Here is a 25,647-nt window from a genome sequence, read left to right as displayed (position 1 = left end):
GCCGGAGCCACCGCCTCCGCCACCACCGCCTGAGCTAAAGCCGGACGAGCTGGCCTGCACGGGCTGAGCGGCGACCATTGCCGCCGACATGGCCGTGGCGGCTGCACCTATGGTGTTGGACATACTGCCTGCGGAAAACGGCGCCGAGCCGGAATACCAATAGGGTTGATAGGTCGAAACGCCGCGCGCATCGCTGACTGCATTCCGCGATAACTCGCCATCGAAATGGTCAGACCACGGCTTTTCCACACCCAAGGCGATGGCGTAGGGCAGGATACGCTCAAAGCGCGTGACCGTCATGGGCGGCTCGCCGACGATGTTGAGCCGGTTCTTTTCTGCAGTTTCCAGATACATTTTAAAGCCGTCGATCTGGTCCATGACCTTGCGGCCCTGAATGGTCGGCGCCCGCATCAGCGCGGCGAAAATCACCGTGATCAAGACAATCGAACCCGCAGAGATAGCAGCCGTGTTGATCGAGAGATGGGTCAACATTTCCAGCCCGCTGCCGAAAAAGTTGAACCCGACGACACCGACCCACAAGATCAGGAAGAACCGCTGAAAGCCGCGCCCTTTCCACATATTGGTGACGATGGTGCTGAAAATGCCGAGTATGATGCCCACAACGACCGCGCCGAACAGCCAGATTGGCTCCAACGCATCGAACAGCACCATGACGCCTAGCACCATAAACGCCAGGAAAAAGCCGAACGCGGCATAGCCGAAATTGTGGTTGAACCACACCTTGCGGTTTTCTCGCGAGATGGCCTCGTTGAACGCCTGATGCTGCGCTGCAAGCTCAACGCCGGTCGATTTGTCGACGTTCAGCGTGCCTTTGGTCTGGATATAGTCAAACAGCGTCTGCTCGCCTACCGGCAGTGGTTCATCCGGCTGCTTGCCCGTCACTTCGACCGATAGCCCGCTTTTGGGGTTGTCGATTTTGACCAGCCCTTTGACGCCGAGATCAAACAGCGTCGCGGTGAAGGCCGTCCAACCAGAAAAGCCCCAGCGGTGCACGAAATGGGTCAGCGCGGGCGAGAAATCCTTGGGGGGATGAAACAGGGGTATGATCGTCCCCTTTGGCGGATCACGGCCAACCTTGTTCCAGGAGATCAGATTATAGGCCAGCACCAGAATCACGCCAAAAACCGGCAGGATGATTTCGCGCAGGTCACTCAGCCATTGCAGCAGGGCCTCGGCCCCGCTCGGCGGCACCAAAATGCCCTTCTGGAACTTCACCGCAAAGCTCATGCCTTCGCCAGCCATCAGCTGGCGTGTGGTGGTAAAGGTGGCGGTATTGTCCGAGGTCTTGCGGCTGGTAACGGCCTGCTCCATCGAGCCGACCGCACCGGTATAGGCGATGAGGTCGGAAATCACGGCGCCACTCGGCAGCGTCACCCGCGCCGTCGCGTTGACGATCGGGAATATCCAGTAATTGCCGGTAGCGTTCCAGTAGAGTTCGTCATGATCGTCAAAGCTGCGCGCCATGCGATCCATGGTGTAGTCGATCACATAGCTATTGCGTCCGCGCGGCACGAACTGTTCGGGGTCGCCGATCCAGATGCGCACGAAGTCGCCCATCCGCTCGGTACGGAAGGGCTCTGGCGCACCATTATGGGTGACGTTTGTGACCGTCAGGGTCGAGCGTATTTTTTGTCCGGATATGGAAACCTGGGTCGTCGGGATGTCGCGATAGATCCCGCGCCGAATGTCCACGCCTTCAGCGTTAACGGCAAGCGCTTCGACGACCGAAACCGCGCCATTTGTTAACAGTGTGATATCACTTTGGTAGGAAGTGATCTCTTCGCGTGCATGCGCTGGCAAGGCCAGCGTCAGAGCCAGCAACACGCATAGTGCAACCCGGAAAAAAATCCGACGCATCAGAACTTTACGCTTGGAACGGCGCGATCAGCCTCGTTTTCCAGCTCGAAATACTGGGCTTTCTGGAAGCCGAATGGCCCGGCGATGAAGTTGGACGGCACAGACTCGACCATCACGTTCAGATTGCGCACGGCGCCGTTATAATACCGGCGCGCCATCTGGATTTCGTCTTCGACAGTCTGCAACGCAGCCTGGAATTCGAGGAAGGTCGTATTGGCCTTGAGGTCGGGATAAGCTTCGGCGGTCGCGATCAGGCGTCCCAGTGCAGACGACAATTGTCCTTCTGCTGCAGCACGTTGCTCGGGTGTACCATTGGCAACGCTGGTTGCGGCAGCGCGGGCATTGGTCACCGCTTCGAGCGTTTCGCGCTCGTGGCTCATATAGCCTTTGACGGTTTCCATCAGGTTGGGAATGAGATCGGTGCGGCGCTTGAGCTGCACATCGATCCCGGACCAGCCCTCTTCCACCAGCTGCCGGTTTTTGACGAGACCATTGTAGAGGGCGACGCCGTAAGCGGCTGCCACAACCACCAATCCAAGGATAATCCAACCGATCATGACGCGTTCTCCGTGAGTTAGCCGAACACTGGCACCGCTGTCGGGCAAGCGCAATGGCTGCACCTTGACACAACAGAACGAGGCACTACCTTATACCCATGAGCATGCACGTGACATATTGGCTGGAAAACCCCCTCGCGGGATCGTAGCCCTAAGCATGCCTGCCGCGCTGGCGCCTGCTTAGGGTAGGCTCGCCGCGTTTATCGCGCGATCTGGCGCACATTCCATTTTTCACAATTTTTGGCCCGCCCGGCGCGCATTCCGCGCGACGGTGGCCATTCGAGATATCATCATGACTGAAACTATTCACAACGACCTCAACCCAGAGATCATTCTGGGCCATGCCGACCACCGCCAGCTGAACATCCTTGCGATGGCCGGCCTCGACCACACACCCGAGCAGTCCGACAATCTGCTCTATGAGCTTGAGCGCGCTCGCGTTCTTGAAGACACCGACGTCCCCACCGACATTGTGCGCATGGGCTCCTCTGTCCGCTATCGCACTGATACTGGCCAGGAAACTGACGTGGTGCTGGTTTACCCAGCTGACGCCGATATTGCCGAAGGGCGTATTTCGGTAATGACCCCAGTGGGCACGGCCCTTATCGGCTTGCGTGCGGGTCAGTCCATCACCTGGCGCGGTCGCAACAACAAGCGCCACATGCTGACAGTGCTATCCGTGCTGCCCGCCAAGCCTGCTGCCGAATAATCGACTCCAGATACAAAAAGTCCTCGGGACATGCCCGAGGACAGAGCGAATATTTACTCGGCGCCGCCGCCCGCTGTTTCCAGCCAGGCCGCGCCACAGGCCTTGGCCAGTTCGCGAATGCGCAGAATGTAGCTCTGGCGTTCCGTCACCGAAATCACGCCACGGGCATCCAGGAGATTGAAGTTATGGGCGGCCTTTAGGACCTGCTCATAGGCAGGAATAGCCATTGTCTGGCGCTCGCCAATTTTGCCCTTTTCCAGCACCGCCCGGCATTCCTTCTCCGCATCGGCGAAGTGGCGGAACAGCATCTCGGTGTCGGCAGCTTCAAAGTTGTACTTGCTGGACTCCTGCTCGTTCTGCAGGAACACGTCTGCATAGGTGACCTTGTCCTCGCCCACGCCGCCGTTGAAGTTGAGATCCATAATGGAATCAACGTTCTGCAGGTAGCAGGCCAGGCGCTCAAGACCATAGGTCAGCTCACCGGCAACCGGATTGCACTCAAAACCAGCGACCTGCTGGAAGTAGGTGAACTGGCTGACTTCCATGCCGTCGCACCAAACTTCCCAGCCCAGGCCCCATGCGCCCAGCGTCGGGTTTTCCCAATCGTCCTCAACGAAGCGCAGGTCGTGCACTGCGGGGTCGAGCCCAATCGCGTATAACGACTGAAGGTAGAGGTCCTGGATGTTGTCTGGCGACGGCTTCAGGATGACCTGAAACTGATAATAGTGCTGCAGCCGATTGGGGTTCTCACCATAGCGGCCGTCCTTGGGACGACGCGATGGCTGCGCGTAGGCGGCCTTCCACGGCTTGGGACCGAGGGCCCGCAACACGGTCGCGGTATGGGACGTACCAGCGCCCATTGGCATGTCATAAGGCTGCAAAATCACGCAGCCCTGCTCCGCCCAGAATTGCTGGAGGGTCAGGATGAGGCCCTGGAACGAATTCTTTGGGTCCATATGCGGTGGGCGATTGGTCATTTGGCAGTCCCTAACATGCGGGACAAACCTCTAGTTTGGCCGCCTCTGCCGGTCAACGGCGTTTGTCGTCATCACCGGGACGGAACGTGCCGTCCTTGTCGCGTTTGAGGTCAACTACGCCCGGTTCATCGCGTTCGCGCAGGTCGCGCTCGCGGCGTACACGGCGCGCCTCCTCATCGTCTGCCTTGAACTGGCTGGTCCAGTCGCGCCAGATTCTGCGGATACCGAGATAGATAGCGATCCCCACGATAGCGAAGATCAGAATGCGGATGAGAAAAGCGCTCATGCTTTAAAGCCCAAATCGCGCCCAGGCGGCGCGGTCCTCGATGGTAGCGGCAAGATCGGACGTGAGCCCGGATGCCGAAAAGCCGAAACGTGGCAGGGATAACCAGCCGCGCTTTGGCGCGATCATGCGCAGTTCGACATCCCTGCCGAAGCGGTCGCGCAGAGTTTGGTGCAGATCACCGATGGCATCAACTAGACCCAACTCCACGCCGCGCAATCCTGTCCACCATTCACCGGTGAATAGCACATCGTCGTCCGCTTTGAGCTTATTGCCCCGCCGCGCCTTTACGGCGTCGATAAACACGCCATGGATATCGAGTTCGAACTGCTTGACGCGTTCGATGTCGGACTGCTTTTCGGGCAGGAAGGGATCGAGCGTCGACTTGTTGTTGCCTGCTGTGTGCACGCGACGATCAATACCGAGCTTTTCCAGCGCGCCAACAAAACCAAACCCGGCCATGATGACGCCGATGGAGCCGACGATCGAGGATGGATCAACGATGATTTCGTCGCCTGCCACCGCGATGAAATAGCCACCCGAGGCGGCTGCGTCCTCGACAAACACCAGCACAGGCTTGTCATGCTCGTCGGCCAGATCGCGAATACGCTTGGAAATCAGCCGGCTCTGCACGGGCGAGCCACCGGGCGAATTAATGACGATGGCCACGGCGGGCGCGGATTTGATAGCAAAGGCCCGCTCAAGCAGAGGGCCAACATTGGCGATATTGAGCCGCCCCTGACGCTGGTCGGCAGCGATAACACCATGGAGTTTGACGACAGGAATCACCGGCGAACGGCGCATGATCCGGGCAAGCCAGTTGCGAGCGGGTCTGTCGGCCATGGTCACTCCAATTGTGTGGTCGTGGCCAGACTTAGGGCGTGCGAGGCGCGATTACCAGTCGAGGCGGGCCGCCCCACGAAAGATTGCGTCGAATTCGGGCCGAAAAGCGCGACCCTCGGCGTCATGCAGCGCCCTACTGGCCAATAATGTCAGCGGCGCGCGCGAGCCTTTGATGCCGCGAATGAGCACACGGCTCGCCGGAGCATCCGGTCGCGGCGTCAATGGGAGCACGGTCACAGCGCCAAAGCGTTGGGTGAAAGCACCCAGAAGAGGCGACAGGCTCTCCGCCGGATAGACGAAGATGATCTCGGCCCCACCCGCAGCAGACCCAGCCGCCGTACGCACCCAAAGATCGAGCATAGCCGCGTCCATGTGGCGGGCCCCTGCCCGTCCGGCATCCCCGGCAAGCGTGCCCGCGCCATCCACAAAGAACGGCGGGTTGGCGATGACGACATCAAAGGCATTCTCAGCCAGCCCTGCAGCCTTGCGCACCTCGCCTTTGCCAGCGACATCAGCCAGCAGGATCGTGGCCCGGGCGGCAAAGCCATTGTCCGCCGCATTGGTCTCTGCCAGTGCCTTTGCCTCTGGATTTTGGTCGACCAAGGTGGCTGACAATTCGGGCGCATGAGCCATGGCGACGAAGGCTGCCGTGCCGACGCCACAGCCCAAATCAAGCAGATTGCGCCGCCCTTCGTGAACAGCGGCGCCCAGCAGGACACTATCGAGCCCCGCGCGAAAACCGTGCCTTGGTTGCGACAGAGTGATCCTGCCAGCCAAAAAGGCATCGCGCGTTACGGTTTGGTGTTTTACAACGGTGTTAGGCTGGTCTAGGGACATCGCACCCGCAGGGCCGGTTTGGCGCGACCATATATGCGCAGGCGCGACAGGCTCAACCAGTTTTGCCGCTCGCGGGTAGATGAGGACTAAATAGCGTGTCAATTCTGACGCAAATGAAAGAGGCGCCGGTTGCCAGCCCAATCGAGCGGCTCCTGACTGCGACCGAAGCTGAAATGGCCAAGGTCAACGCGCTGATTCTTTCGCGCGCCCATTCCCACGTCGACATGGTGCCCGAGCTGGCTCGCTATCTGATCGAGAGCGGCGGCAAGCGTTTGCGCCCGATGTTGACCGTGGCCGCAGCCATGCTGTTCGCCAAAGGTACCGGCACCGCCATCAATTTCGCCGCCGCCGTCGAATTCATGCACAATGCCACCCTGTTGCACGATGATGTGGTGGACGAGAGCGACATGCGTCGCGGCAAGCCAGCAGCGCGCATGGTCTGGGGCAACAAGGCATCGATCCTAGTTGGCGATTTCCTGCTCGGCCAAGCCTTCATGATGATGGTGGAAACCGGCGACATTGCATCGCTCGGCGTACTGTCCGCCGCCTCGGCTGTCATGGCAGAAGGTGAAGTGTTCCAGCTGTCCAAGACGGGCGATCTGACGACGACTCCCGCCGACTATGCTGAAGTCATTCGCGCTAAGACCGCCGTGCTGTTCCAGGCGGCGTGCGAAGTGGGCGCCATGTCCGGCGGCGCAGACGAAGCCGGGCGCCAGGCTCTGGCGCGTTATGGCCTTGAGCTAGGTAATGCGTTCCAGTTGGTCGACGACGTGCTCGATTATGGCGGGCAGGCCGGCACCCTTGGCAAGAACACCGGCGACGATCTGCGCGAGGGCAAGATGACCCTGCCGATCATTCTGGCACTGTCGGAAGGCAGTGAAGCCGAGCGCGCGACCATTGCCGCCGCTCTTGGCAAGATGGACGCCACCGACGCGCAGGTTGCCGAAGTCGTCGCGATCCTTGAGGCACACAAGACCCTGACCCGCACGATGGAGCAGGCTCACGCCCACGCCCGCTCGGCCCAGCAGGCACTTGAAGTCCTGCCACCCTCCGAAATGCGGACGTTGCTGAACGACGTCGTCGAATTCAGCGTATTGCGGGCTTATTGACCCATCGCTTCCCGCGGACGTGATCCGCGGGCCACTTTCAGCACAGCACATGTGAACCAAGACCTGCGGATCAAGTCCGCGGGAAGCGTCTGTCGGCGGACTAGTTAGTTTTCAGGGCAATACCAGCGGCGCTGCCGCGACCCAATGGTCAGGATTTGCTGCCCGCATGACCTGCGCGGCCTGATGGGCCTGCCCGCTCGACCCGAACAGCCCAAACACAGTGGCGCCTGAACCAGACATGCGGGCGAGGATACATCCCTGCGTCTGCCCCAATTGCTCGATGATATCGCCAATAACCGGCACCAGCTTCACTGCTGGAGGTTCCAGATCATTCCGCGTCTCGGCCAGCCAGATGCCCAACTGCGCCGGGCGTGTCAGCGGCGTCGGCAATTCGGGGAGCGGATAATTGTCATGCGCCCGCAGGCGGCGGAACACATCGACTGTCGCCAGCGGCACCATCGGATTGACCAGCACGATATGGCACGCTGGGAAGTCCGGTAGCGGCTCGAGCTTTTCGCCGACACCCTTGGCGATCAGCGGCGCCGAGACGAGGCAAGCGGGCACATCCGCGCCGAGCTTTGCTGCAAGGTCAGACAGATTGGCAAACGGAATGGGATAAGGCGCCATCCCGGCCAACAGGCGCAAGGCAGCGGCCGCATCAGCAGAACCACCGCCAATGCCGGCCGCAACCGGAAGGTTCTTTTGCAGGCGCAGCGCCAGCCCGCTCTCGATAGCATCCGGCCAGCGCGCGCGAAACGCGGCGACTGCACGGGCCACGAGGTTCGTATCGCCATTACTCAGCCCACCGGAAAACGGCCCAGTGATGGCGAGCGTATCGGTGTTCGCTGGAATGGCCGAAAGCTCGTCCGCCACGTCCGCGAACACCACGAGGCTTTCGAGGTCGTGGTAGCCATCCTCGCGCCGACGGGTGACGTGCAGCGCGAGATTGATCTTGGCCGGAGCGACCTGAACGATCGGTTCGGGCATGCCGAACCTATTCGGTGGCGTTCTGGTCGGTCAGTCCGTCGACCAGCTTGGACGCGACCCGCTCCTTGACGTTGCCTTCCTGATCGACCGACGATGCGACATTCCACTGGAACCTGGCTTCGAGCTTGCGCCCGGCCTTCCAATAAGCATCGCCCAAATGGTCGTTGATCTCGGCATCGTTGGGGCGCAGCAACACAGCACGCTCAAGGGTTTTGACCGCTTCATCGATGCGACCCAGCTTGTAGAAAGCCCAGCCGAGCGAATCAACGATGTAGCCATCCTGCGGCTGTGCGGCGACGGCCTTTTCGATCATTTCGAGCGCAGGCTGCAGGTTCATGTCCTGATCGATCCAGCTATAGCCGAGATAATTCAGCACCTGTGGCTGGTCTGGGTTGAGCTTGAGCGCTTCCTGGAAGTCCGCCTCGGCCTTCGGCCATTCCTTGGCGCGCTCATAGGCAATGCCACGCACATAGTAGAAACGCCAATCGGCCGGGTTGGTACCTCCCGTCAGTTCCAACGCCTTGGTGTAGGCTTCGGCGGCCTTGGTATATTGCTCATCGTAGCGCAGCAGGTCACCCAACACGGAAACCGCATCAAGATCCTCGGGCTGGGCGGCGACGATGTTGTTCAAGCGACGGAGCGCTTCTTTCCGATCACCGGTAGCGTCGAGGTTCTGCGCCACACGCACAACAGCAGTCGGCTTCATCGCCGAGGTCGCCGGAATGGCCTCGTAAATCGAGTTTGCGGCGGTGTGCTGGTTGGAATTGTCGAGCAACTGACCAATGGCCAGCGCAATCACATCGGCATTGGGGTCGAGATAGAGCCCCATGCGTAGGAACACCAAGGCAAGATCCAGGCTGCCATCGCGCGACAGCGCAACACCGATGCCGTGGAACATTTCGGCCGCGCCGATCTGTACATTGGCGGCGAAGATGCCGGGGCGCTGACCAGCTTCGATCTGGTGTTTGACGATAGTGACAACCGGATGGGTCAGCCCCTGCGCCTCGAACTCTGCGATAACCGCCTTGGCGTCTTCAAACCGGCCGGCATTGGCAAGGATGCGCGCATAGACCTCAACGATCCGCGCCACATAGGGCTCGGCTTCAAACGCCTGACGGGCAAGACGGATCGCCAGCTGCGTGTCACCAGCGGTCTCGGCCATCAGCGCACGATGGAAAACGAGGAAATCTTCGAGGCCGGTATTGCCGAGCTTGTCGAGCAGCGCATCTGCTTCGGGCTTGCGGTTTGCGCCAACCAGTGCCCAGGCCCGCAGAATACTGGCGGTGATCCCAGTAAAGCTGTCCTGTCCGATGGTGCCGAGCAGTTTGTCGGCTGCGCCATAGCGGCGCTCTTTCAGCGCCTCAGTCGCAACGACGAGTTCGGCCAGCTGATTCTGTGGGTCGATATCGAGCAAATGCTTGGCCGTGGCCGCAGCCTGACCGATCTGCCCATCGGCGGCAAACGCGATGAACGCGCGCTCGACCATGATGGGATTGCTCCAATCGCCCTGTGCAGCGCGATTGAAGTAGCGCGCAGCTTCCTCGGTGCGCAGATCCTGCAGCGCCTGCTGGCCAGCCATATAGGCACCCGTGACGCTGATGCGGGCCAGCGACAGCATGTCGAGACCGTTTTGCATTTGGCGCGGCGAGTCCGCCGACTGGGCCGTTTGTGCGGCGTTCGCGGCGGTCGTCGACAACAGGAGAGCCACCAGGGCCGGACGCGCGAAGCGGTTCAGAAACAATGTCACGAGGCTGATAACTCCCTTGGCCCTACCGGGCCCGTTCTGAGGGCGAAGATTGTCCGTTTTGGGACTGCGCCGCAAGGTCGCGCCACGATAGCGTGATCATGCGCATAATTGGTTACATCCCGCTGTAATTCGGGCCGCTACCACCCTCGGGCGGAACCCATGTGATGTTCTGGGCCGGGTCCTTAATGTCGCAGGTCTTGCAGTGCACGCAATTGGCCGCGTGAATGCGGAATCCAGGCGCCCCGCCCTCTTCGGCCACTTCATAAACACCAGCCGGGCAATAGAGCGGCGCGGGCTCACCATAAAGCGGCAGGTTATCGCGCACGGGCACAGCGGGATCAGCCAGTTTGAGATGAACCGGCTGGTCTTCATCATGCGCCAGATTGGCGAGATAGACCGACGAGGTCCGATCAAAGGTCAACTTACCGTCAGGCTTGGCATAGCTGCGCGCTGGCCGCTGCCCCTTGTGGCGCAGGCCGACATAGTCCTGATGCTTGTGGTGCAGCGGACCGAGCAGCGACGTCTTGAAAATCGCCCGCCACCAAAGGTCCGCACCGCCCGCCATTGCACCCACCACAGTGCCCAGTCGCGACCACAGTGGCTTGACGTTGCTGACGCCCTGCAGTTCCCGACCAATGCCAGTGGCCAACACGCGGTGGCCGAGGTCTTTGATGATATCGTGCTGACGGCCCTTCGCGATGGCATCGGCAACGGCATCAGCTGCGCCAATACCGGAAAGGATGGCATTGTGGATCGCCTTCAGCCGTGGGGCATTCATGAAGCCTGCTGCGCAGCCGATCAAACCACCGCCAGCAAACGCCAGCGTGGGAATCGATTGCCAGCCACCGGCCGTCACCGTGCGCGCGCCGTAGCTGATGCGCGTGGCGCCTTCAAGCAGTGGCGCAACGGCCTTATGCGTTTTGAAGCGCTGGAATTCGTCGAATGGCGAAAGCGTCGGATCTTTGTAATCGAGATAGGTCACGAGCCCAACATAGAGCTTGCGATCCTCGGCGTGGTAAACAAAACCACCGCCAGCGGTGCCATTATCGAGCGGGAAGCCGAGGTAGTGGTCGACCTTGCCGGGCTGGTGCCGATCAGCCGGGATTTCCCAGACTTCCTTGATGCCCAGGCCATATTTCTGCGGCTCGCGCTCCAGGCGATGGTTGGCGATGACCTTTTTGGCCAGCGAGCCCCGCGCGCCTTCGGCGATCAGCGTATATTTGGCTTCCAGCGCAATGCCTTCGGCAAAGCCGGGCTTTGGATTACCCGCGTGATCACGACCGAGGTCGCCGGTAATGATGCCGCGCACTGGGCCCTTGTCTGAGCCGAGTACATCGACAGCAGCTGTCATCGGAAAAATATCAACGCCCAGCTCAGCCGCCTGCTCGCCGAGCCAGCGCACCAGGTTCCCGAGGCTGACGATGACGCCGTTGGGCGTTTTCATCTGCGGCGGAATCAGCGCGTGTGGAAAGGCGAAGTCGTGCTGCGCCGTGAGGAAATGATAGGTGTCGGTCGTGACGTCCGGGCCAACCGGCGCACCCTTGAGGCGCCAGTCCGGGATCAGCGCATCGAGCCCAATAGGGTCCATCACCGCGCCCGACAGAATATGCCCGCCGACTTCTGCGGCTTTTTCCACCACTGTCACCGACAGCTCGGGATGGCGCTGCTTGAGGCGAATTGCAGCGGCAAGCCCAGACGGACCGGCGCCAACAATGACGATATCGGTCGAAAGGCTTTCGCGGTTACCGGCCTCTGCCATATAGGATGCCCTTGAACGTGCAGATGCGCGGGTGGCCGCGCCAAACGCGCTGTGACATAACAGAGAACATGTCTGAAGATCGACCGCTAAATCGCGACGAAATGGTCTCGGTGCTCGAATGGTATCGAGCGGCCGGGGTCGACATCGCTGTTGGCGAGGAACCGATAGACCGGTTCGCGCAGCGCGCCCCCGTGCGCACCGCGCCGATTGCCATGCCGCAAACCGAGCGGCCACCAGAACGAACCGCCGACGTCTTGCCCATTGGCGGCGATCCCACCGAGGCCAGAAACCTTGCTGCATCCGCCCAGACGCTGGACGAGCTACAGGCAACTCTGGCTGCCTACAACGGCTGCGGCCTCAAGCTGCGCGCGACCCAGCTGGTGTTCGCCGATGGCAATCCTGAGGCAGACATCATGCTGATCGGCGAAGCCCCTGGCGCTGAAGAGGATCGTCAGGGCAAACCGTTTGTCGGAAAATCAGGTGAATTGCTCGATCGCATGCTCGCGGCGATTGGGTTGGATCGTACCAAGGTCTATATCGCCAACACCGTGCCATGGCGTCCCCCAGGCAATCGCACGCCCTCGCCAGAAGAACTGGCCCTCTGCCTGCCCTTCCTCCACCGCCAGGTTGAACTGGTTGCGCCCAAGATCGTCCTGACGCTGGGTGGCCCCGCCATGCAGACCGTATTCGATACCACCAATGGTATCATCAAGATGCGCGGCAAATGGCAGACCGTGACAATTGGCAAGTACTCAGTAGAGGCGCTCCCGACGCTGCATCCCGCCTACCTGCTGCGCAATCCACCCGCCAAGCAGCAGGCCTGGATGGATTTGCTGAGTTTGAAGATGAAGCTCGAAGAGCTGGGTCTGGGTTAGGGCCCGGCCAACGTCGACCCCGCCTTCGCGGGAATGACACCGAGCTGATGCAAGGTCCACCCCAAATCACCGTCGCTGCCCTCGGACTTGATCCGCGGGCCACTCGCAGCACGGCACGCATGGCAAGAGACCCTCGGATCAAGTCCGAGGGAAGCGACTGCGCGAGGGCGAACTAGGCGCAAACGACAAGATTAGCGTCGTCCTCATTCCCCTCCTCACCGCCATGATGAAAAAACAGGCAACCGTGTTGTCTGTCATGGGTTGTCAAGGTCGCCGCGTTATTGTCACCTTCACGTGATTTGCAACGTTTTTCAAAACCAAAGCAGCCGAAAGCGTCATGGCCTCCGTTATCAAGATCTATGCCCTGTTTCTGGGCTCCGCTCTCCTTATGTTCGGTGGTGGCCTGCAGGGTCTCTTGCTGTCGGTTCGTGGCGCGGAGGAAGGCTTTTCGCTACTTTCGCTGGGCCTGATTGGTACCGGCTGGTCAGTCGGCTTCGTTGCTGGTTCGATCACCGTACCGCTGGTGGTGCGCAAGGTTGGCCATATCCGCGCGTTTTCGGTTATGGCGGCGATTGGCACGATCACCATCCTGCTCAACCTGCTTTTGATCAACGATATCAGCTGGATACTGCTGCGTGCGCTGTCCGGCTTCTGCTTTGCCGGCGCCGCGATGATCGTCGAGAGCTGGCTCAATGAAGTTGCGGAGAACAAAAGCCGCGGCACGATCTTTTCGGTCTATGTGACCATCAACATGGCCGCTTCGACCCTAGGCCAGATCGCCATGTCGATCACCGGCACTGCGGGTTATGTGCCGTTCGTCCTTGGTGCCATTAGCTTTATCTGCGCCGTGCTGCCCACTGCCCTGACCTCGAGCCCCCAGCCCCGCCCGCTGGCCTCGGCCAAGATCGACGTGGGCCTGCTCTATCGCACCTCGCCCGTCGCGGCGATTGCCGCCTTTTCGGTGGGCATGGCCAACGGCGCCTTTGGTACGCTGGCGCCGGTATACGGCTATGAGCGTGGGCTCGATGCCAGCGGCATCGCCCTGCTCTTCGCCGTTGCCGCTATTCTTGGCGCGGTGGCGCAAATCCCCTTTGGCCGCCTGTCCGATCGCATCGACCGCCGCCTCGTTCTGATTGGCCTTTCAGGCTTCGCATCGCTCGTCGGTCTGCTGATCCTCCTGATCAATCCGGAGGCGGGCTGGGTGATGTATGTCCTCTTTGCCGCCTACGGCTTTGCCGCCAACCCGATCTATGCGGTGGCCGTCGCCCATGCCAACGACTTCGCCAAGGATGGAGATTTCGCCAAGATTGCTGGCGGTATGCTGCTTATCCTGGGCATTGGCCTGGCCATTGGCCCTGCCATCGCCTCGATGATCATGGGCGCGTGGTCGCCGGTGGGCCTGTTTGTCATCACCGCCCTGTTCCATGCCCTTCTCGCCATCGCCGCCTATCTGCGGATGCGCGTGCGCAAGAGCGTTGATGCGGCCGACCGTGCGCCATTCCAGCCAATGGGCAATGACAAGCAGGTGACCCCGGAAACTATTGTGCTCGACCCACGGACTGATAGTGAAGAGTACGAAATGCCGGTGGATGAAGAGCCGGTGCCCGAGGAATTGGCGTCGAGCAATGGAGAGACCGGCAATGTTCAAGACGGAAAGATTTGAGGACCGCGCGTTTAAGCGCCTGTCCATCGCCGTCATTGCCGTCTCTGACACGCGCACGCTGGAAACCGACACCGGCGGCGCACTGCTCAAATCGCTGCTGGAGGCAGATGGCCACAGCTGTGCCGAGCGCGTCGTCATCCGCGACGATATCCAGTTGATCCGCCATGCGGTGCAGGGCTTTGTCGCCGACCCGAGGGTCGACGTGATCCTCACCACGGGCGGCACGGGCTTTTCGGGCCGCGACGTCACGCCAGAGGCCGTGGAGCCCTTGTTCGACAAGCGGATGGATGGGTTCTCGGTGCTGTTCCACCAGTACTCGGCGACCACCGTGGGCACCAGTTCGATCCAGTCGCGCGCGACAGGCGGCCTGATCGGCACGACATTCGTCTTCTGCCTGCCCGGCTCGCGCGGCGCATGTCGGGACGCGTGGGAAGGAATTCTGACCCACCAGCTCGACTACCGCCACAAGCCCTGCAATTTCGTCGAGCTGATGCCGCGTCTCGATGAGCGCTGAGCACGTCCATCCAATCTGACTGTACCAAAAACAAACGGCGCCCAATGGGCGCCGTTTGCAGTTTTAGTGGCCGTAATGCGGCTCGGAATCATCGTTGTCAGGCTTGCGCACCATGAAGGCGGCCAGCACGGCGAACAGCGAGATCACGGCTCCAACGAGGAAGGCGAGACGGATGCCACCTGCCAGCGCGGTCACCTGATCGGTACCGGAGGTCACAAGGCTCGTCGTCTGAATGGTCATCAATGCGACGAACAGAGCCACACCGGCTGCACCGGCAACCTGCTGAATCGAGCCCAGAATGGCACTGGCGTGCGAATAGAGATCCTTGCGTACCGAGCTCAGCGAAGCAGTGAAAAGCGGGGTGAAGGTGAACGCGAGGCCAATACTGATGGCCATGTGGCCAGCCAGGACTGCCCACACAGACGTGTTCTGATCCACAAGGGTCAGCGCCCACATCACGGCCGAAACTACCACAGTGCCGGGAACCAGCAGAACGGTCGGACCAACCTTGTCGTAGAGACGACCAACAACCGGACCAAGCACGCCCATGATCAGGCCACCGGGAAGCATCAGCAGACCGGTCTGCAGCGTGTCGAGGCCAAGCACGTTCTGGGTGTAGATCGGCAGCAAGATGACCGTGCCGAAAAGCGCCATCATGGCGATCGCCATGGTGATGACCGACACGCTGTAGTTGCGCGACTGGAAGGTACGCAGGTCAAGCAGAGCGCGATTGTCGCTCTGCAGGGCCAGCTGACGCCAGACGAACGCCGCCATGGCGACGACACCGATGACCAGTGGCAGCCAGATCGGGAACATTGCGCCTTCATGTGCCCCTTCGCCAAGGCTCGACAAGCCATAGACCAGACCGCCGAAGGCAAATGCCGACAGGATCACCGAGAGTACGTCGAGCGGTGCATAGCGCGGGGTCGATACGTTCTGGATCTTCTTGAAGCCCAGGATCAGCGCGCCGATGGCGATTGGCAGGACAAGGATGAACATCCAGCGCCATTCGAAATGAGCGAGAATGAAGCCACCAACCGTTGGGCCGATTGCCGGCGCCACTGACATGACGATGGACACGTTGCCCATGGTCTTGCCGCGGCTTTCGGGCGGCACCAACGTCATCAGCGTGGTCATCAGCAGCGGCATCATAATCGCCGTGCCGATAGCCTGCACCACACGACCGGTGATGAGCAGCTCAAGACCTGGTGAGACGGCGCAGATCAGGGTTCCGATAGTGAAGGTGGACATGGCCAGCACGAAGATCGGGCGGGTATTCATGCGCTGCAACAGAAAGCCGGTCACCGGAATGACGATGGCCATGGTCAAAAGGAATGCCGTCGTCAGCCACTGAGCGGCGCTCGCCGCTACACCAAGATCGTGCATGAGGTGGGGGATGGCCACGCTCATGATCGTCTCGTTCAAAAAGACGACAAAGGTCGACACCAGCAGCAGGGCGATAACCAGCTTGCTGCGGGCCGCATTGTCTGCGCTACTCGGCTCACTCGCCGTCGCGGCGTCAAAAGTTGTTGCGTCGGTACTCATAGTCATTCCCCGGATTCATTTGCGCTGTCGGCACGGCGACGAATGGCGTCGTCGTAGTTCGACGCCATCTTCAATTTAATCTGCGACAGGCTCTGTCAGTGATCTGATAGTTAAGTTGTGGCTTTACGAAAGGCGGCAGCCAGTAAAGATCAACATTCAATATCTGTGCTGGACGACGGGACTGTTACGCCCACCATCGCCAAGGAACGATGGTTTAGCCGTCTCATTTTAAGCCGTCCAGTCGTTCATTTGCAGCCCTGCCCTGCAAAATGCGTGATTCCGCCCTTCCTTATCCGAAGGTGGTATCCCATATCAGAAAGGCCACAAAGTTACAGTTCTTGTTTTGTTCTCATGGAGCTGTTACATCCTGGGACACGTTCCTCAGTCACGATTCGACTGTTGCGCGTCCGGCAGGAGACAGCCCATGGCCCTCTATCAGGCTCCATCTTTCGAAGCATTGGAACAGCTCAGTCGCAGCCGCGATGCCGATCTGGCACGTCGCGAACTGCTGAACCCAGACCGCATTCGTGGCCGTGGCGCTCAGTCCAACAATAGCGGCCGCTTTGAAAGGCAGACCCGCGAGAGCTTCGATGACGGCTGGGACAATGTCGAACCGCTCGGCCTGTTCGAAACCGTCGAGCACACCGAGCGCGCCAAAACCATCATCACCACCAATGACAGCCCCGACATTGGCTTTGAGCGCTCGATCAACGCCTATCGTGGCTGCGAGCACGGGTGCTCCTATTGCTTCGCGCGGCCCACCCACGCCTTCCTGGGCCACTCGGCCGGAATCGAGTTTGAGCGCGATATTTATGTGAAGGCCAATGCCGTCGAGGCGCTGCGAGCCGAATTTGGCGCGCGCAATTACAAGCCCAAGCCCATCGCCATGGGCACCAATACCGATCCCTACCAGCCTGCCGAGCGCAAGCATAAGCTGACGCGTGGCATTCTTGAGGTGATGCTGGAAACCAAGCATCCGGTGATGATCACCACCAAATCAGCCCTGATCCTGCGCGATCTAGATCTGCTGACCGAGCTTGCTACGCTGGGGCTGGTCAAGGTCGCCATCTCGATGACCTCGATGGACCACAAGCTGAGCCGCAAGATGGAGCCCCGCGCCTCCTCGCCCGCCCGTCGCCTCGAGGCGATCCGGGCGTTGAGCGAGGCAGGTGTGCCCGTTGCGGTGTTCGCCTCGCCGATGATCCCGGCGATCAACGATATGGAGCTGGAGCGTATTCTGGATGCCGCTGCGGCCCAGGGCGCACGCAGCGCCTCGATGATATTGCTGCGGCTGCCCGGCGAAGTGCGCGACGTTTTCCGTGAATGGCTGCTGCGCCATTTCCCAGACCGCGTGCGTCATGTGCTGTCGCTGGTCCGCGATACGCGAGGCGGTCGCGACAATGACCCACGCTTTGGCACGCGTTTCACTGGCGAGGGTCCATATGCCACGCTGTTGCGCCAGCGCTTTGACAAGGGGCGCGAGCGCTATGGTCTGGATGCCAAGCTCCCGCCTCTGCGCAACGATCTGTTTGTCGCGCCGAAGTTGGAAGACCGCCAGATGAGCCTGTTCTAGCTCGCGACAAGCGCGCCTGTACGGGCCGCGATGAATTCGAGCAGGACCGGATCGTCATAGCGTGATGCCGTGATCGAGGCTCCGGCGGCGATCATCTCATCATGGGCAAGGCTCGTGCGGATGCCCACAGTCTGCAACCCTGCCCCAGTGGCTGACGTGATGCCGGTGCGAGAGTCTTCGAAGGCAACGGTGAACGCAGGATTGGCGCCGAGCTGGCGGAGACCTTCAAGGTAAGGCAGTGGGTGCGGCTTGCCGTGCGCCAATTCCTCGCCAATCACCAGTGCTTTGAACCGATGCGCGATCCCCAGGCCATTGAGAATCAAATCGGCATTGAGGCGTGGCGCATTGGTCACGGCCGCCATGGGCAATCCAGCCGCATCAGCCATATCCATCAGATCGAACAGACCCGGCACGGCATGGATCTCGGTGGCAGCGAGGTCGCGAAAGATCGCCTCCTTCTCCAGCATCACGGCCATCTGCTCGTCCGGCGACAGATGTGGCACGAACTTACGAGCAATCGCCTCGTTGGCCATGCCCTGCAGTTCAATGGCAAAGCGCGCCTTGTCGAAGTGAAACCCGTAGGGCTCGAACGTGCGGTTAAATGCTTCGAGGTGGATCGGATCGGTATCGGCCAGCGTGCCATCGATATCAAACAGCAGTGCGGCGCCAGGCGTGGGAATCATCGTCGTATCCGAACAGAAAGAAAGAGAGTGCGGCCACACCTATCAGTATTGCGCGACCTTGCGGGCATAGGTGGCCATAAAATCGAGGGACGCGGCCAGTCCCCGCAGCGAAAGGAGCACTTCGACCATGCTTGCCGTGCCACCCGTTAGTGGCACAGTCATGACAAGCGCGTTCCGCTCCACCATTTTGTCGAGCAACGCCATGCGCTTGGCCTCGTCCACAACGAAAAACTGGTTGGCAGTGTCGTAGCGGGTTTCGAGATCGCTGGTAAAATCCAGCAAGGTTGGCGCTTCACCGCCAAACGCCAACACCAGCGGTCGACTGGTATCTGTCGTCACCCCGTCGGCGGCTACCGTCACCGCAATATCGAGATCACCCGACAGGCGATTGTGCAAAACGGTCAGCTTATAGGCCGGTAGTCTGGTGGCGTTGAGCTGGGCCCCTCCCGTACTCGCAAAGCAGGAGAACCCGTAAAAATGTGTCGCGTCTTCGTCTATCACGTCGGGGCATACTGCCAGCCAATCGCGGTTATACTCACGCCACTCTCCCAAGGGATGATGAAACGGCGCCGCCGCAACCGGGGCAATTGAGACCAGCAACAAAGCGAAAGCCCGCAAACTGGCATTGATCATCGACGCATAACTCACGACTAATGCCCCCCTCATTGCCATAATATAGCAAGGCAATGCGAAGATTGCAGGGCAGCGCGCAGAACTGGAGCTTATGGTGAAGACGACGCAGTACAATGGCCTCACGCTGATCGAGTTCGACAGCCAAGGGCCGCGCCTCGGGACCGAACGCGACGCGTCAGATGTGCTGAGCGAGGCCTTCGCTGTCGATGCAAGTGTGGTGGTCATTCCTGTTGATCGGCTTGATCCACAGTTCTTCGAGCTGCGCAGCGGGCTGGCGGGAGGCTTCTTCCAAAAATTGCAGAACTACGACTGCCGGTTGGTGATCGTGGGCGACATCTCAGCCGAAGTCACCGCGAGCAAGTCGCTGCATGACTTTGTGTATGAGACCAACCGACGTGGCCATCACCTTTTCGTGCCAGACCGGCAAACCATGCTGGATCGCCTCTAACGCGCGTTGACTTGACGGCGCCGAGGCGGATGCTGGCGCGATGTTATTCGATTCGACCGTTCAGACAGCTCCCGATTATAGCCACGAGCTTGCATTGCAGGCACGGGGGGCCCGCCTTGTTGCAGGTGTGGACGAGGCTGGTCGCGGTCCGCTGGCAGGCCCCGTAGTGGTTTCGGCGGTCGTGCTGAACCCAGCGCACATCCCCCAAGGGCTCAACGACTCCAAAAAGCTCAACGAAGATCAGCGCGAAGCGCTGTTCGAGCAGATCGTCGCTTGCGCCAGCGTGTCGGTCGTCGTCGCCCCACCCTCGATCATTCTCAGCCATAACATTCGTGGCGCCACCCTATGGGCAATGACCCAGGCGGTGCGCGGCCTGTCGCTGCTGCCCGATCGCGTCTTGGTTGATGGCCGTGACGTGCCAATGGGCCTGCCCTGCGAGGGCCTCGCGCTGATCGGTGGCGACGGGCGGAGCGTGTCGATTGCGGCGGCGTCCATTGTCGCCAAGGTCACCCGTGACCGCATGTGTGCCATTATGGATTGTGACGCACCGCATTTCGGCTTTGCCGGGCACAAGGGCTATGGCACGCCCCAGCATTTGCGGGCGCTGACCGAGCACGGCCCTTGCCGCCACCACCGCGAGGCCTTCGCCCCGGTTGCCGCCGCGCGGGTCCGGTTGACGGTCGTCGGGTAATCTCGTTGGCCGGGGCCAAGTTGAGACAGCTCTTAACCTCCCGCTAACCCCTTGCGAACGCTCCATTAACTCTGACGCGCTATAACGGGCTGGTTAGTAATGCGTTAGGGTTAAGTGTATGTTGCGTACCGCGCGTACGGCTCCTGTAGCCGCTGCGGAGGAGGCACAGCGTCTCCCGATCGATACCATTCTTGTGGGCGATTGCATCGACCACATGAATTCCTTGCCGGCCGGCTCGGTTGATCTCATTTTTGCTGACCCACCCTATAACCTGCAGCTTGACCAGGGCCTCACCCGCCCCGATCAATCCAAGGTGGATGCGGTGGATGACGATTGGGACAAGTTCGACAGCTTTGCCCACTATGACCAGTTCACCCGTGCCTGGCTGAAGGCGGCTCGCCGCCTGCTCAAGCCCGATGGCGCACTGTGGGTCATTGGCAGCTATCACAATATTTTCCGCGTCGGCACGGCGCTCCAGGATCTCGATTTCTGGATGCTCAACGACGTGATCTGGCGCAAGGCCAACCCGATGCCGAACTTCCGCGGCACGCGGTTCACCAATGCGCATGAAACGCTGATCTGGGCTGCAAAGAGCCAGAAAAGCCGCGTCACCTTCAACTATGAAGCCATGAAGCTGGCCAATGACGACACGCAGATGCGCAGCGATTGGCTGTTCCCCATCTGCACCGGCGCCGAGCGGCTCAAGGATGAGGACGATGGCAAGGTCCACCCGACCCAGAAACCGGAAGCCCTGCTGTTCCGCATTCTGAACGCCACGACCAAGCCCGGCGATATCGTGCTGGACCCATTCTTTGGCACAGGGACCACGGGCGCCGTCGCGCGCAAGCTGGGCCGCCACTTTATCGGCATCGAGCGCGAGCAGAGCTATATCGACGCTGCCCGTCAGCGCATCGCCACGATCCGCCCCGGCGTGTTCGAGGCGTTGCAGTCGGTCAAGCCGAAACGTCAGGAAACCCGCATTCCGTTCGGTTCGCTGATCGAGCAAGGATTAATTGAACCAGGCGCGCAACTCTTCGACTTAACGAAACGTTACTTCGCCATGGTTCGTGCAGACGGCTCACTCGTCTCGGGCAACCACCAGGGTTCGATCCACAAGGTCGGCGCACTGGTTCAGGGGTTCGAGTCATGCAACGGGTGGACTTTCTGGCACCACGAGCAAGCGGGCAAAGTGGCCCCAATTGATGATTTACGGGCGGGTATCCGCCAAAAACTTGATTTGCTTTCTGCCTGATCCTGACCTCCAATCATGTCTCAGGCTCTTTAACTGGCCGCCGGTTCATCCCCGGCGGCCTTTTTGTTTTGGGGGCACGGACGTGCAAAAGCGCCGCCCGGCCAGATGGCTTGCGGTGACACGGTGTGAAGCGGCTTTCGCCCCCGAGGGCTTGACGCCCCCAGATTGGTTTATTGAAGAGGCAAAAGCCGCTTCACACGATCTGGCTTTTCCAGCGCACGCATCGAGCGGCTTCCCCTGTGGGGTTCCGAAGCGGCTTGCAGTCGAGACCAGTCGATTGGCCCTGCTGCAGACGCCCCGGCGGGCCGGTGGTCAGCATCCACGCCGGTGCCGGGCGACCCCAGCTTCCAGTCCCCCCGCCCAATGCCTCGTCAGCACCGCGTGATTGGCGGGGATGAGCGCAAGTATGGGCAAGGTCTTGCGGCCGGGGATAACTATTTTGAATTCTGGGGAGCCGAGCTGTCCGAACCGCATTGGTCACCCTCAAGCCGACCCGAGGGTGAGAGCCGGTGGGAGGGCACCTCGGCGCGGTGAATGAATGACCTACAGGCTGTCTGTTTTCGACCCCAAGTCAGTCCTTGACGATAAGATGCGGAGCACCCGAAACCTGCCGTTCATTCAGCACCGGCTTAAGCTGGGCCGGAGCGAGACTGTCCGGGTTTGGATTCACATCGACGAACGCGGCCTCTCGCAGTTCACTCCTATCAGCGGATTCCCATGCGGCGATTGGCACACATCGCCTGCGACCCGCCATAACGTCATTACGATAAGTCGTTGATAGCAAATCCCCGCTATGTAATTCCTTCCTTCGGACCAAGCTGATGGGGGAAGTAATGTCCAAAAGCGAAAGACTGAAAGCGCTATTGGCGGCCGGGTACTTCCCAGAAGAGTTGCCGCCGGCATTCACGACTGCAGATTTCGCAAAGTACCGCCGTGCCATTGGTGATGCATGGGCAGCACTCCCAAATTATCCGCAGTATCCGAGGACAAATCCGGAGCGATTTAGCATCCCAAAGGTAACTGATTGGCGACGGGAATTAGCGATCGTCAATCCGATCGCGCAGTACCATGTGGCGAAGCTCATTGCCGATGATTGGCAACAAATTCATAAGCACCTTACTTCGTGTACTTTTGGCGTCGAAGAGGTTGAGATTAAATTCGACCGAGATAGGGCCGTCTCGACGCCAGACTTCCGACTTGTCTCCTTGAGGCACTCTGAAATCTCGGCGATCCACAATCATGCGCTCGTCGCGGATATTTCTCGATTTTACGGCACACTCTATACTCATGCCATTCCGTGGGGATTGCATACCAAGGCATGGGCCAAGACTAACTTGAACAACGCCGCTGTTTATGACCCCTCACTGGGAGCTCGTTTGGATAAGGCTGTTCGCAAGGGGCAGGACAACCAGACTATCGGCATTCCCGTCGGGCCCGACACATCCCGCATAATCGCGGAAATTGTAGCAGTGTCCATTGATGCCAGAGTGCAAGCGGAGTTGAACTTAGCGGCCGAAAGTATCGTTCGGAACGTGGACGATTGGTACATCGGCTTCGACAATGCTGGGCAGGCCGAAGAGGCGATAGCCGTGCTCGCAGCGGCTGCCCGTGATTACGAGTTGGAGATACATCCTGAGAAGACAAAGGTAGTGAACTCGGCCACCGAGATACAGGCTGTTTGGCCGACCGCACTACGCCAGAGCCCCATTTCCTCTGAGTTTTCCGAGCAATCCAAGACCATCGACCACTATTTCGCTCAAGCTTTCCACTTCGCCGCCGAATATAAACGGTCGAATGTCCTTCGCTTCGCCGTCAACCTTCTCCGAAGCGTCGATATTCTAAGGGTGAACTGGCCTCAGTTCGAGACTTACTTATTGAAAGCGGCTCGGGCGAACGCGACCACCGTACCGATGGTGGTGCACCTTTTGGCACTATACAATGCAAAGGGCTTTCCGGTTAAAAAGGACCGGATTGCAAAATTCATTAAAGATACCATCGCGAAGTGTGGGCCATCGGCCGCTCACTACGAAATCTCGTGGGCCTTGTTCCTAGCTAAGATGCTGAGGATCACCCTTCCAGCGGATTGGGTGCAGCCAGTGACGAAATTGGAGAGCTCGGCTTGCGCTTTGGTCTTGCTCGACCTGCGCCAGATGGGCCTCATTGACGGGGCGATTGATGTGTCGCTGTGGACCCAAGCGATGACGACAAAAGGGCTTGAGTCCAATCTGTGGCTCGTAGCCTACGAAGCGGACCTGAAAGGCTGGTTGACGCCTCCCACTGCTGGCTTCGTTCAAAACCACCTCTATTTTGCCGAACTCCGACGGCGGAACGTGTCGTTTTACGATAAGGAGCGGCGTCTCAAGAATGTTCGACGCAGCAAGCCTAAGAAGCCATCGGATGCCTTCGTGCGCCACATGGCAGCGCTTCGGAGCTGGAAAATGGAAGAAATAGACGCCCAGGATTTTCCCGACGAATGGGAACTCCCCGGCGACGATTACGGGGGCTATTAGTCGGAAGTGAGGTGCGTTGCCGTCGAAGTGCGGCGGCTACCTAAACGGCCGCTACCACAGCTTCGCCGGCCAGAAGCCGTCAGGCAGCAAACCACCCCGATGTTGCCGGTCGGCAGTCGACCCCATTCCGGCCGTTGAACTCAGCAACAGCCGGAGCCAAAAGCCGACGTTTGTGGGGAGTGTCCTATGACCTACGCTAGAGCATAGCGCGGTGCAGCAGTGGCGATTCGCTGGACCAGACTGGAGATATTGATGCTACCATGGGTAAAACTCGGTGAAACCACCATGCCGGGTGGTGGCGTCATGACACTGATGCAACGCGGCAGCGAATTCTCCATTATGTCCGGCGTTGTCACCCTGATGAACAACCGGCAGAACCATTCAGAAGAGCAATTGGCCGCGCTGTCGGCCTCCCGGGTAGGCGCTCGCCCAAAAGCCCGAATTCTAATCGGCGGCCTTGGCATGGGGTTTACCTTGCGTGCTGCCCTTCAGTGCTTTGCCGCCGACAGCGAAATCGTGGTGGCCGAGTTGGTTCCCGAGGTGGTCGCCTGGGCGCGTGGTCCGCTTGCCGTTTTGCATGGCACCAGCCTCGACGATCCTCGTGTTCGCATTCACCAGGGTGACGTCGCTACCGCCATCGGCGGCGGCAAGCTATTCGATGCTATCCTGCTTGATGTAGACAATAGTCCCGACGGACTGTTTCGTCCCGCCAATGACCGGCTGTACAATGCCGCTGGCCTTGCTGCCGCCAGGTCGGCACTGACGACGGGCGGCCACCTGGCCGTTTGGTCCTCTTACTCCGATGCCAGATTTACCAAGCGCTTGAGGCAAACCGGAATGGCGATCGAGGAAGTGACCGTTCGCGCCCGCAGCAACGGCAAGGGCGACCGTCACACCATTTGGATTGCCGTGAGGCCCAGTGGGACAAGTGTCAGGCCGCTGTAATCCGGAGAGGGAATAAAACGACATAAGTGGGGACGGTTGCCATCGAAGCTTGTTCGCCCAGCGAATGATAGTTTCCCAGAGCAGCCGTCCAAAAACTGACCGTCGGCTTCCCACCCCCTTCTATACTGTTCAGATTGCCGCGCCTGCGGCAGCTCTATGATGCTGGATAACTTCGTCGACAATGAAACGGAGGAAGCGCTCAGCGGCCTTTTTGTTTGTGTCCAAATACCGGTCGATCCGAAGGATCGAGCGCTGCGCGAAGCCCTCGATCAATCTCAGGTGTATGCGCGTAGGACAGAGCCTCTCGCACGACCGAGGTTTTACCAAAGGTCTTGGGCGCAGCATGTATCTGTTTTAGCGCTATAGACGCCGCATCGCTCCACAGAACATTGACCAAAGGCCCGCCCCCCAAGTAGCTGAGCGCGCTCTGGTCATCCGTTCGTTCAGCAATCACCAGAACCAGCTCCACAGCCCTTTCGGGTTTGGTGTGACTGAGATCCAGCAACAATTGGTGTGGCCTGTTCCCGGATCGACGGCGCACTTTGGGAGCATTTCCCGTGTTGGCCGCGAGCCATATCCGAGAAAAGCGCTCATTCCGTGGTGTCGACAATTGCTCGCCTCGATCTTCG

Annotated in this window: 24 protein-coding genes; 11 read left to right on the top strand and 13 right to left on the bottom strand. The window is 59.9% G+C overall.

Going from position 1 to position 25,647, the window contains the following annotated elements:
- The coding region (locus tag WH87_RS01320) for a DUF2207 domain-containing protein (protein WP_046173209.1) at positions 1-1,878 on the bottom strand (1,878 nt) is incomplete at its 3' end.
- The gene (locus WH87_RS01315; protein WP_046137712.1) at positions 1,878-2,435 is read right to left on the bottom strand and encodes a LemA family protein; all 558 of its coding nucleotides are present in this window, start codon (positions 2,433-2,435) and stop codon (positions 1,878-1,880) included. The genes WH87_RS01315 and WH87_RS01320, both read right to left, overlap by 1 nt.
- A gap of 292 nt (positions 2,436-2,727) precedes the next feature.
- On the opposite strand from WH87_RS01315, the gene rnk reads away from it, so the two are divergent.
- Positions 2,728-3,144, top strand: a complete 417-nt coding sequence (gene rnk, locus WH87_RS01310; RefSeq protein WP_046137726.1) for a nucleoside diphosphate kinase regulator — start codon at positions 2,728-2,730, stop codon at positions 3,142-3,144.
- A gap of 53 nt (positions 3,145-3,197) precedes the next feature.
- Here rnk and WH87_RS01305 read toward each other — a convergent pair whose 3' ends face one another.
- The 4 genes from WH87_RS01305 to WH87_RS01290 are packed head-to-tail and all read right to left on the bottom strand — an operon-like array spanning position 3,198 to position 6,024.
- Positions 3,198-4,121, bottom strand: a complete 924-nt coding sequence (locus WH87_RS01305; protein ID WP_046137711.1) for a glycine--tRNA ligase subunit alpha — start codon at positions 4,119-4,121, stop codon at positions 3,198-3,200.
- Between the two features lie 52 nt (positions 4,122-4,173).
- On the bottom strand, positions 4,174-4,407 hold the full coding sequence (locus tag WH87_RS01300; protein WP_046137710.1) for a hypothetical protein: 234 nt from the start codon (positions 4,405-4,407) through the stop codon (positions 4,174-4,176).
- 3 nt (positions 4,408-4,410) lie between these two features.
- A complete protein-coding gene (locus WH87_RS01295) occupies positions 4,411-5,247 on the bottom strand; it encodes a S49 family peptidase (RefSeq protein ID WP_046137709.1) in 837 nt (278 codons plus the stop codon).
- Between the two features lie 51 nt (positions 5,248-5,298).
- Positions 5,299-6,024 carry a tRNA1(Val) (adenine(37)-N6)-methyltransferase gene (locus WH87_RS01290; RefSeq protein ID WP_197410696.1) on the bottom strand — a complete coding sequence of 242 codons (726 nt, stop codon included), beginning with the start codon at positions 6,022-6,024 and terminating at the stop codon, positions 5,299-5,301.
- Between the two features lie 173 nt (positions 6,025-6,197).
- On the opposite strand from WH87_RS01290, the gene WH87_RS01285 reads away from it, so the two are divergent.
- Positions 6,198-7,193, top strand: coding sequence for a polyprenyl synthetase family protein (locus WH87_RS01285; protein WP_046137707.1), 996 nt, complete (start codon positions 6,198-6,200; stop codon positions 7,191-7,193).
- Positions 7,194-7,304: 111 nt separating this feature from the next.
- On the opposite strand, the gene WH87_RS01280 is transcribed toward WH87_RS01285, so the two are convergent.
- The 3 genes from WH87_RS01280 to WH87_RS01270 form a co-directional block, all read right to left on the bottom strand.
- Entirely contained in the window at positions 7,305-8,180 is an 876-nt protein-coding gene (locus WH87_RS01280) for a 4-(cytidine 5'-diphospho)-2-C-methyl-D-erythritol kinase (RefSeq protein ID WP_046137706.1), read from the bottom strand.
- 7 nt (positions 8,181-8,187) lie between these two features.
- Complete coding sequence (locus WH87_RS01275; RefSeq protein WP_156167870.1) at positions 8,188-9,927, bottom strand: tetratricopeptide repeat protein; 1,740 nt, start codon at positions 9,925-9,927, stop codon at positions 8,188-8,190.
- Positions 9,928-10,039: 112 nt separating this feature from the next.
- The gene (locus WH87_RS01270; RefSeq protein ID WP_046137705.1) at positions 10,040-11,686 is read right to left on the bottom strand and encodes an electron transfer flavoprotein-ubiquinone oxidoreductase; all 1,647 of its coding nucleotides are present in this window, start codon (positions 11,684-11,686) and stop codon (positions 10,040-10,042) included.
- Between the two features lie 68 nt (positions 11,687-11,754).
- Here WH87_RS01270 and WH87_RS01265 point away from each other — a divergent pair, with 68 nt between their 5' ends.
- The 3 genes from WH87_RS01265 (at position 11,755) to moaB (ending at position 14,738) form a co-directional block, all read left to right on the top strand.
- A complete protein-coding gene (locus WH87_RS01265; protein ID WP_046137724.1) occupies positions 11,755-12,561 on the top strand; it encodes a uracil-DNA glycosylase in 807 nt (268 codons plus the stop codon).
- A 337-nt stretch (positions 12,562-12,898) separates the two neighbouring features.
- Complete coding sequence (locus WH87_RS01260; protein ID WP_046137704.1) at positions 12,899-14,224, top strand: MFS transporter; 1,326 nt, start codon at positions 12,899-12,901, stop codon at positions 14,222-14,224.
- Positions 14,202-14,738, top strand: coding sequence for a molybdenum cofactor biosynthesis protein B (moaB, locus tag WH87_RS01255; RefSeq protein WP_046137703.1), 537 nt, complete (start codon positions 14,202-14,204; stop codon positions 14,736-14,738). The genes WH87_RS01260 and moaB overlap by 23 nt, the downstream gene beginning before the upstream one ends.
- Positions 14,739-14,801: 63 nt before the next feature.
- Here the strand turns inward: moaB and WH87_RS01250 are convergent, their stop codons facing one another.
- Positions 14,802-16,283, bottom strand: a complete 1,482-nt coding sequence (locus tag WH87_RS01250; RefSeq protein WP_046137702.1) for an MDR family MFS transporter — start codon at positions 16,281-16,283, stop codon at positions 14,802-14,804.
- 424 nt (positions 16,284-16,707) lie between these two features.
- Between WH87_RS01250 and WH87_RS01245 the strand changes: the two genes are divergently transcribed.
- Positions 16,708-17,856: a PA0069 family radical SAM protein gene (locus WH87_RS01245; protein ID WP_052726209.1), complete on the top strand. Its 1,149-nt coding sequence runs from the start codon at positions 16,708-16,710 to the stop codon at positions 17,854-17,856.
- Here the strand turns inward: WH87_RS01245 and WH87_RS01240 are convergent.
- Both WH87_RS01240 and WH87_RS01235 read right to left on the bottom strand, forming a co-directional pair.
- A complete protein-coding gene (locus WH87_RS01240; RefSeq protein ID WP_046137701.1) occupies positions 17,853-18,539 on the bottom strand; it encodes an HAD family hydrolase in 687 nt (228 codons plus the stop codon). The genes WH87_RS01245 and WH87_RS01240 overlap by 4 nt on opposite strands.
- A gap of 42 nt (positions 18,540-18,581) precedes the next feature.
- Positions 18,582-19,187, bottom strand: coding sequence for a hypothetical protein (locus WH87_RS01235; protein ID WP_156167873.1), 606 nt, complete (start codon positions 19,185-19,187; stop codon positions 18,582-18,584).
- Positions 19,188-19,263: 76 nt separating this feature from the next.
- Here WH87_RS01235 and WH87_RS01230 point away from each other — a divergent pair, with 76 nt between their 5' ends.
- The 5 genes from WH87_RS01230 (at position 19,264) to WH87_RS01210 (ending at position 25,018) form a co-directional block, all read left to right on the top strand.
- Positions 19,264-19,620, top strand: a complete 357-nt coding sequence (locus WH87_RS01230; RefSeq protein ID WP_046137699.1) for a DUF4180 domain-containing protein — start codon at positions 19,264-19,266, stop codon at positions 19,618-19,620.
- Positions 19,621-19,660: 40 nt separating this feature from the next.
- A complete protein-coding gene (locus WH87_RS01225) occupies positions 19,661-20,311 on the top strand; it encodes a ribonuclease HII (protein ID WP_052726208.1) in 651 nt (216 codons plus the stop codon).
- Between the two features lie 118 nt (positions 20,312-20,429).
- The gene (locus WH87_RS01220) at positions 20,430-21,563 is read left to right on the top strand and encodes a site-specific DNA-methyltransferase (RefSeq protein WP_046137698.1); all 1,134 of its coding nucleotides are present in this window, start codon (positions 20,430-20,432) and stop codon (positions 21,561-21,563) included.
- 833 nt (positions 21,564-22,396) lie between these two features.
- Positions 22,397-24,073: an RNA-directed DNA polymerase gene (locus WH87_RS01215; RefSeq protein WP_046137721.1), complete on the top strand. Its 1,677-nt coding sequence runs from the start codon at positions 22,397-22,399 to the stop codon at positions 24,071-24,073.
- 252 nt (positions 24,074-24,325) lie between these two features.
- A complete protein-coding gene (locus WH87_RS01210; RefSeq protein WP_046137696.1) occupies positions 24,326-25,018 on the top strand; it encodes a spermidine synthase family protein in 693 nt (230 codons plus the stop codon).
- 199 nt (positions 25,019-25,217) lie between these two features.
- Here WH87_RS01210 and WH87_RS19475 read toward each other — a convergent pair whose 3' ends face one another.
- On the bottom strand, positions 25,218-25,526 hold the full coding sequence (locus WH87_RS19475; protein ID WP_156167876.1) for a hypothetical protein: 309 nt from the start codon (positions 25,524-25,526) through the stop codon (positions 25,218-25,220).
- Positions 25,527-25,647: the final 121 nt, after the last annotated feature.

The sequence above is a fragment of the Devosia epidermidihirudinis genome, from assembly GCF_000971295.1.
Classification (GTDB): Bacteria; Pseudomonadota; Alphaproteobacteria; order Rhizobiales; family Devosiaceae; genus Devosia; species Devosia epidermidihirudinis.
Note: the sequence above shows the minus strand (reverse complement) of the source record. Positions and strands in the feature narration are given on the sequence as shown.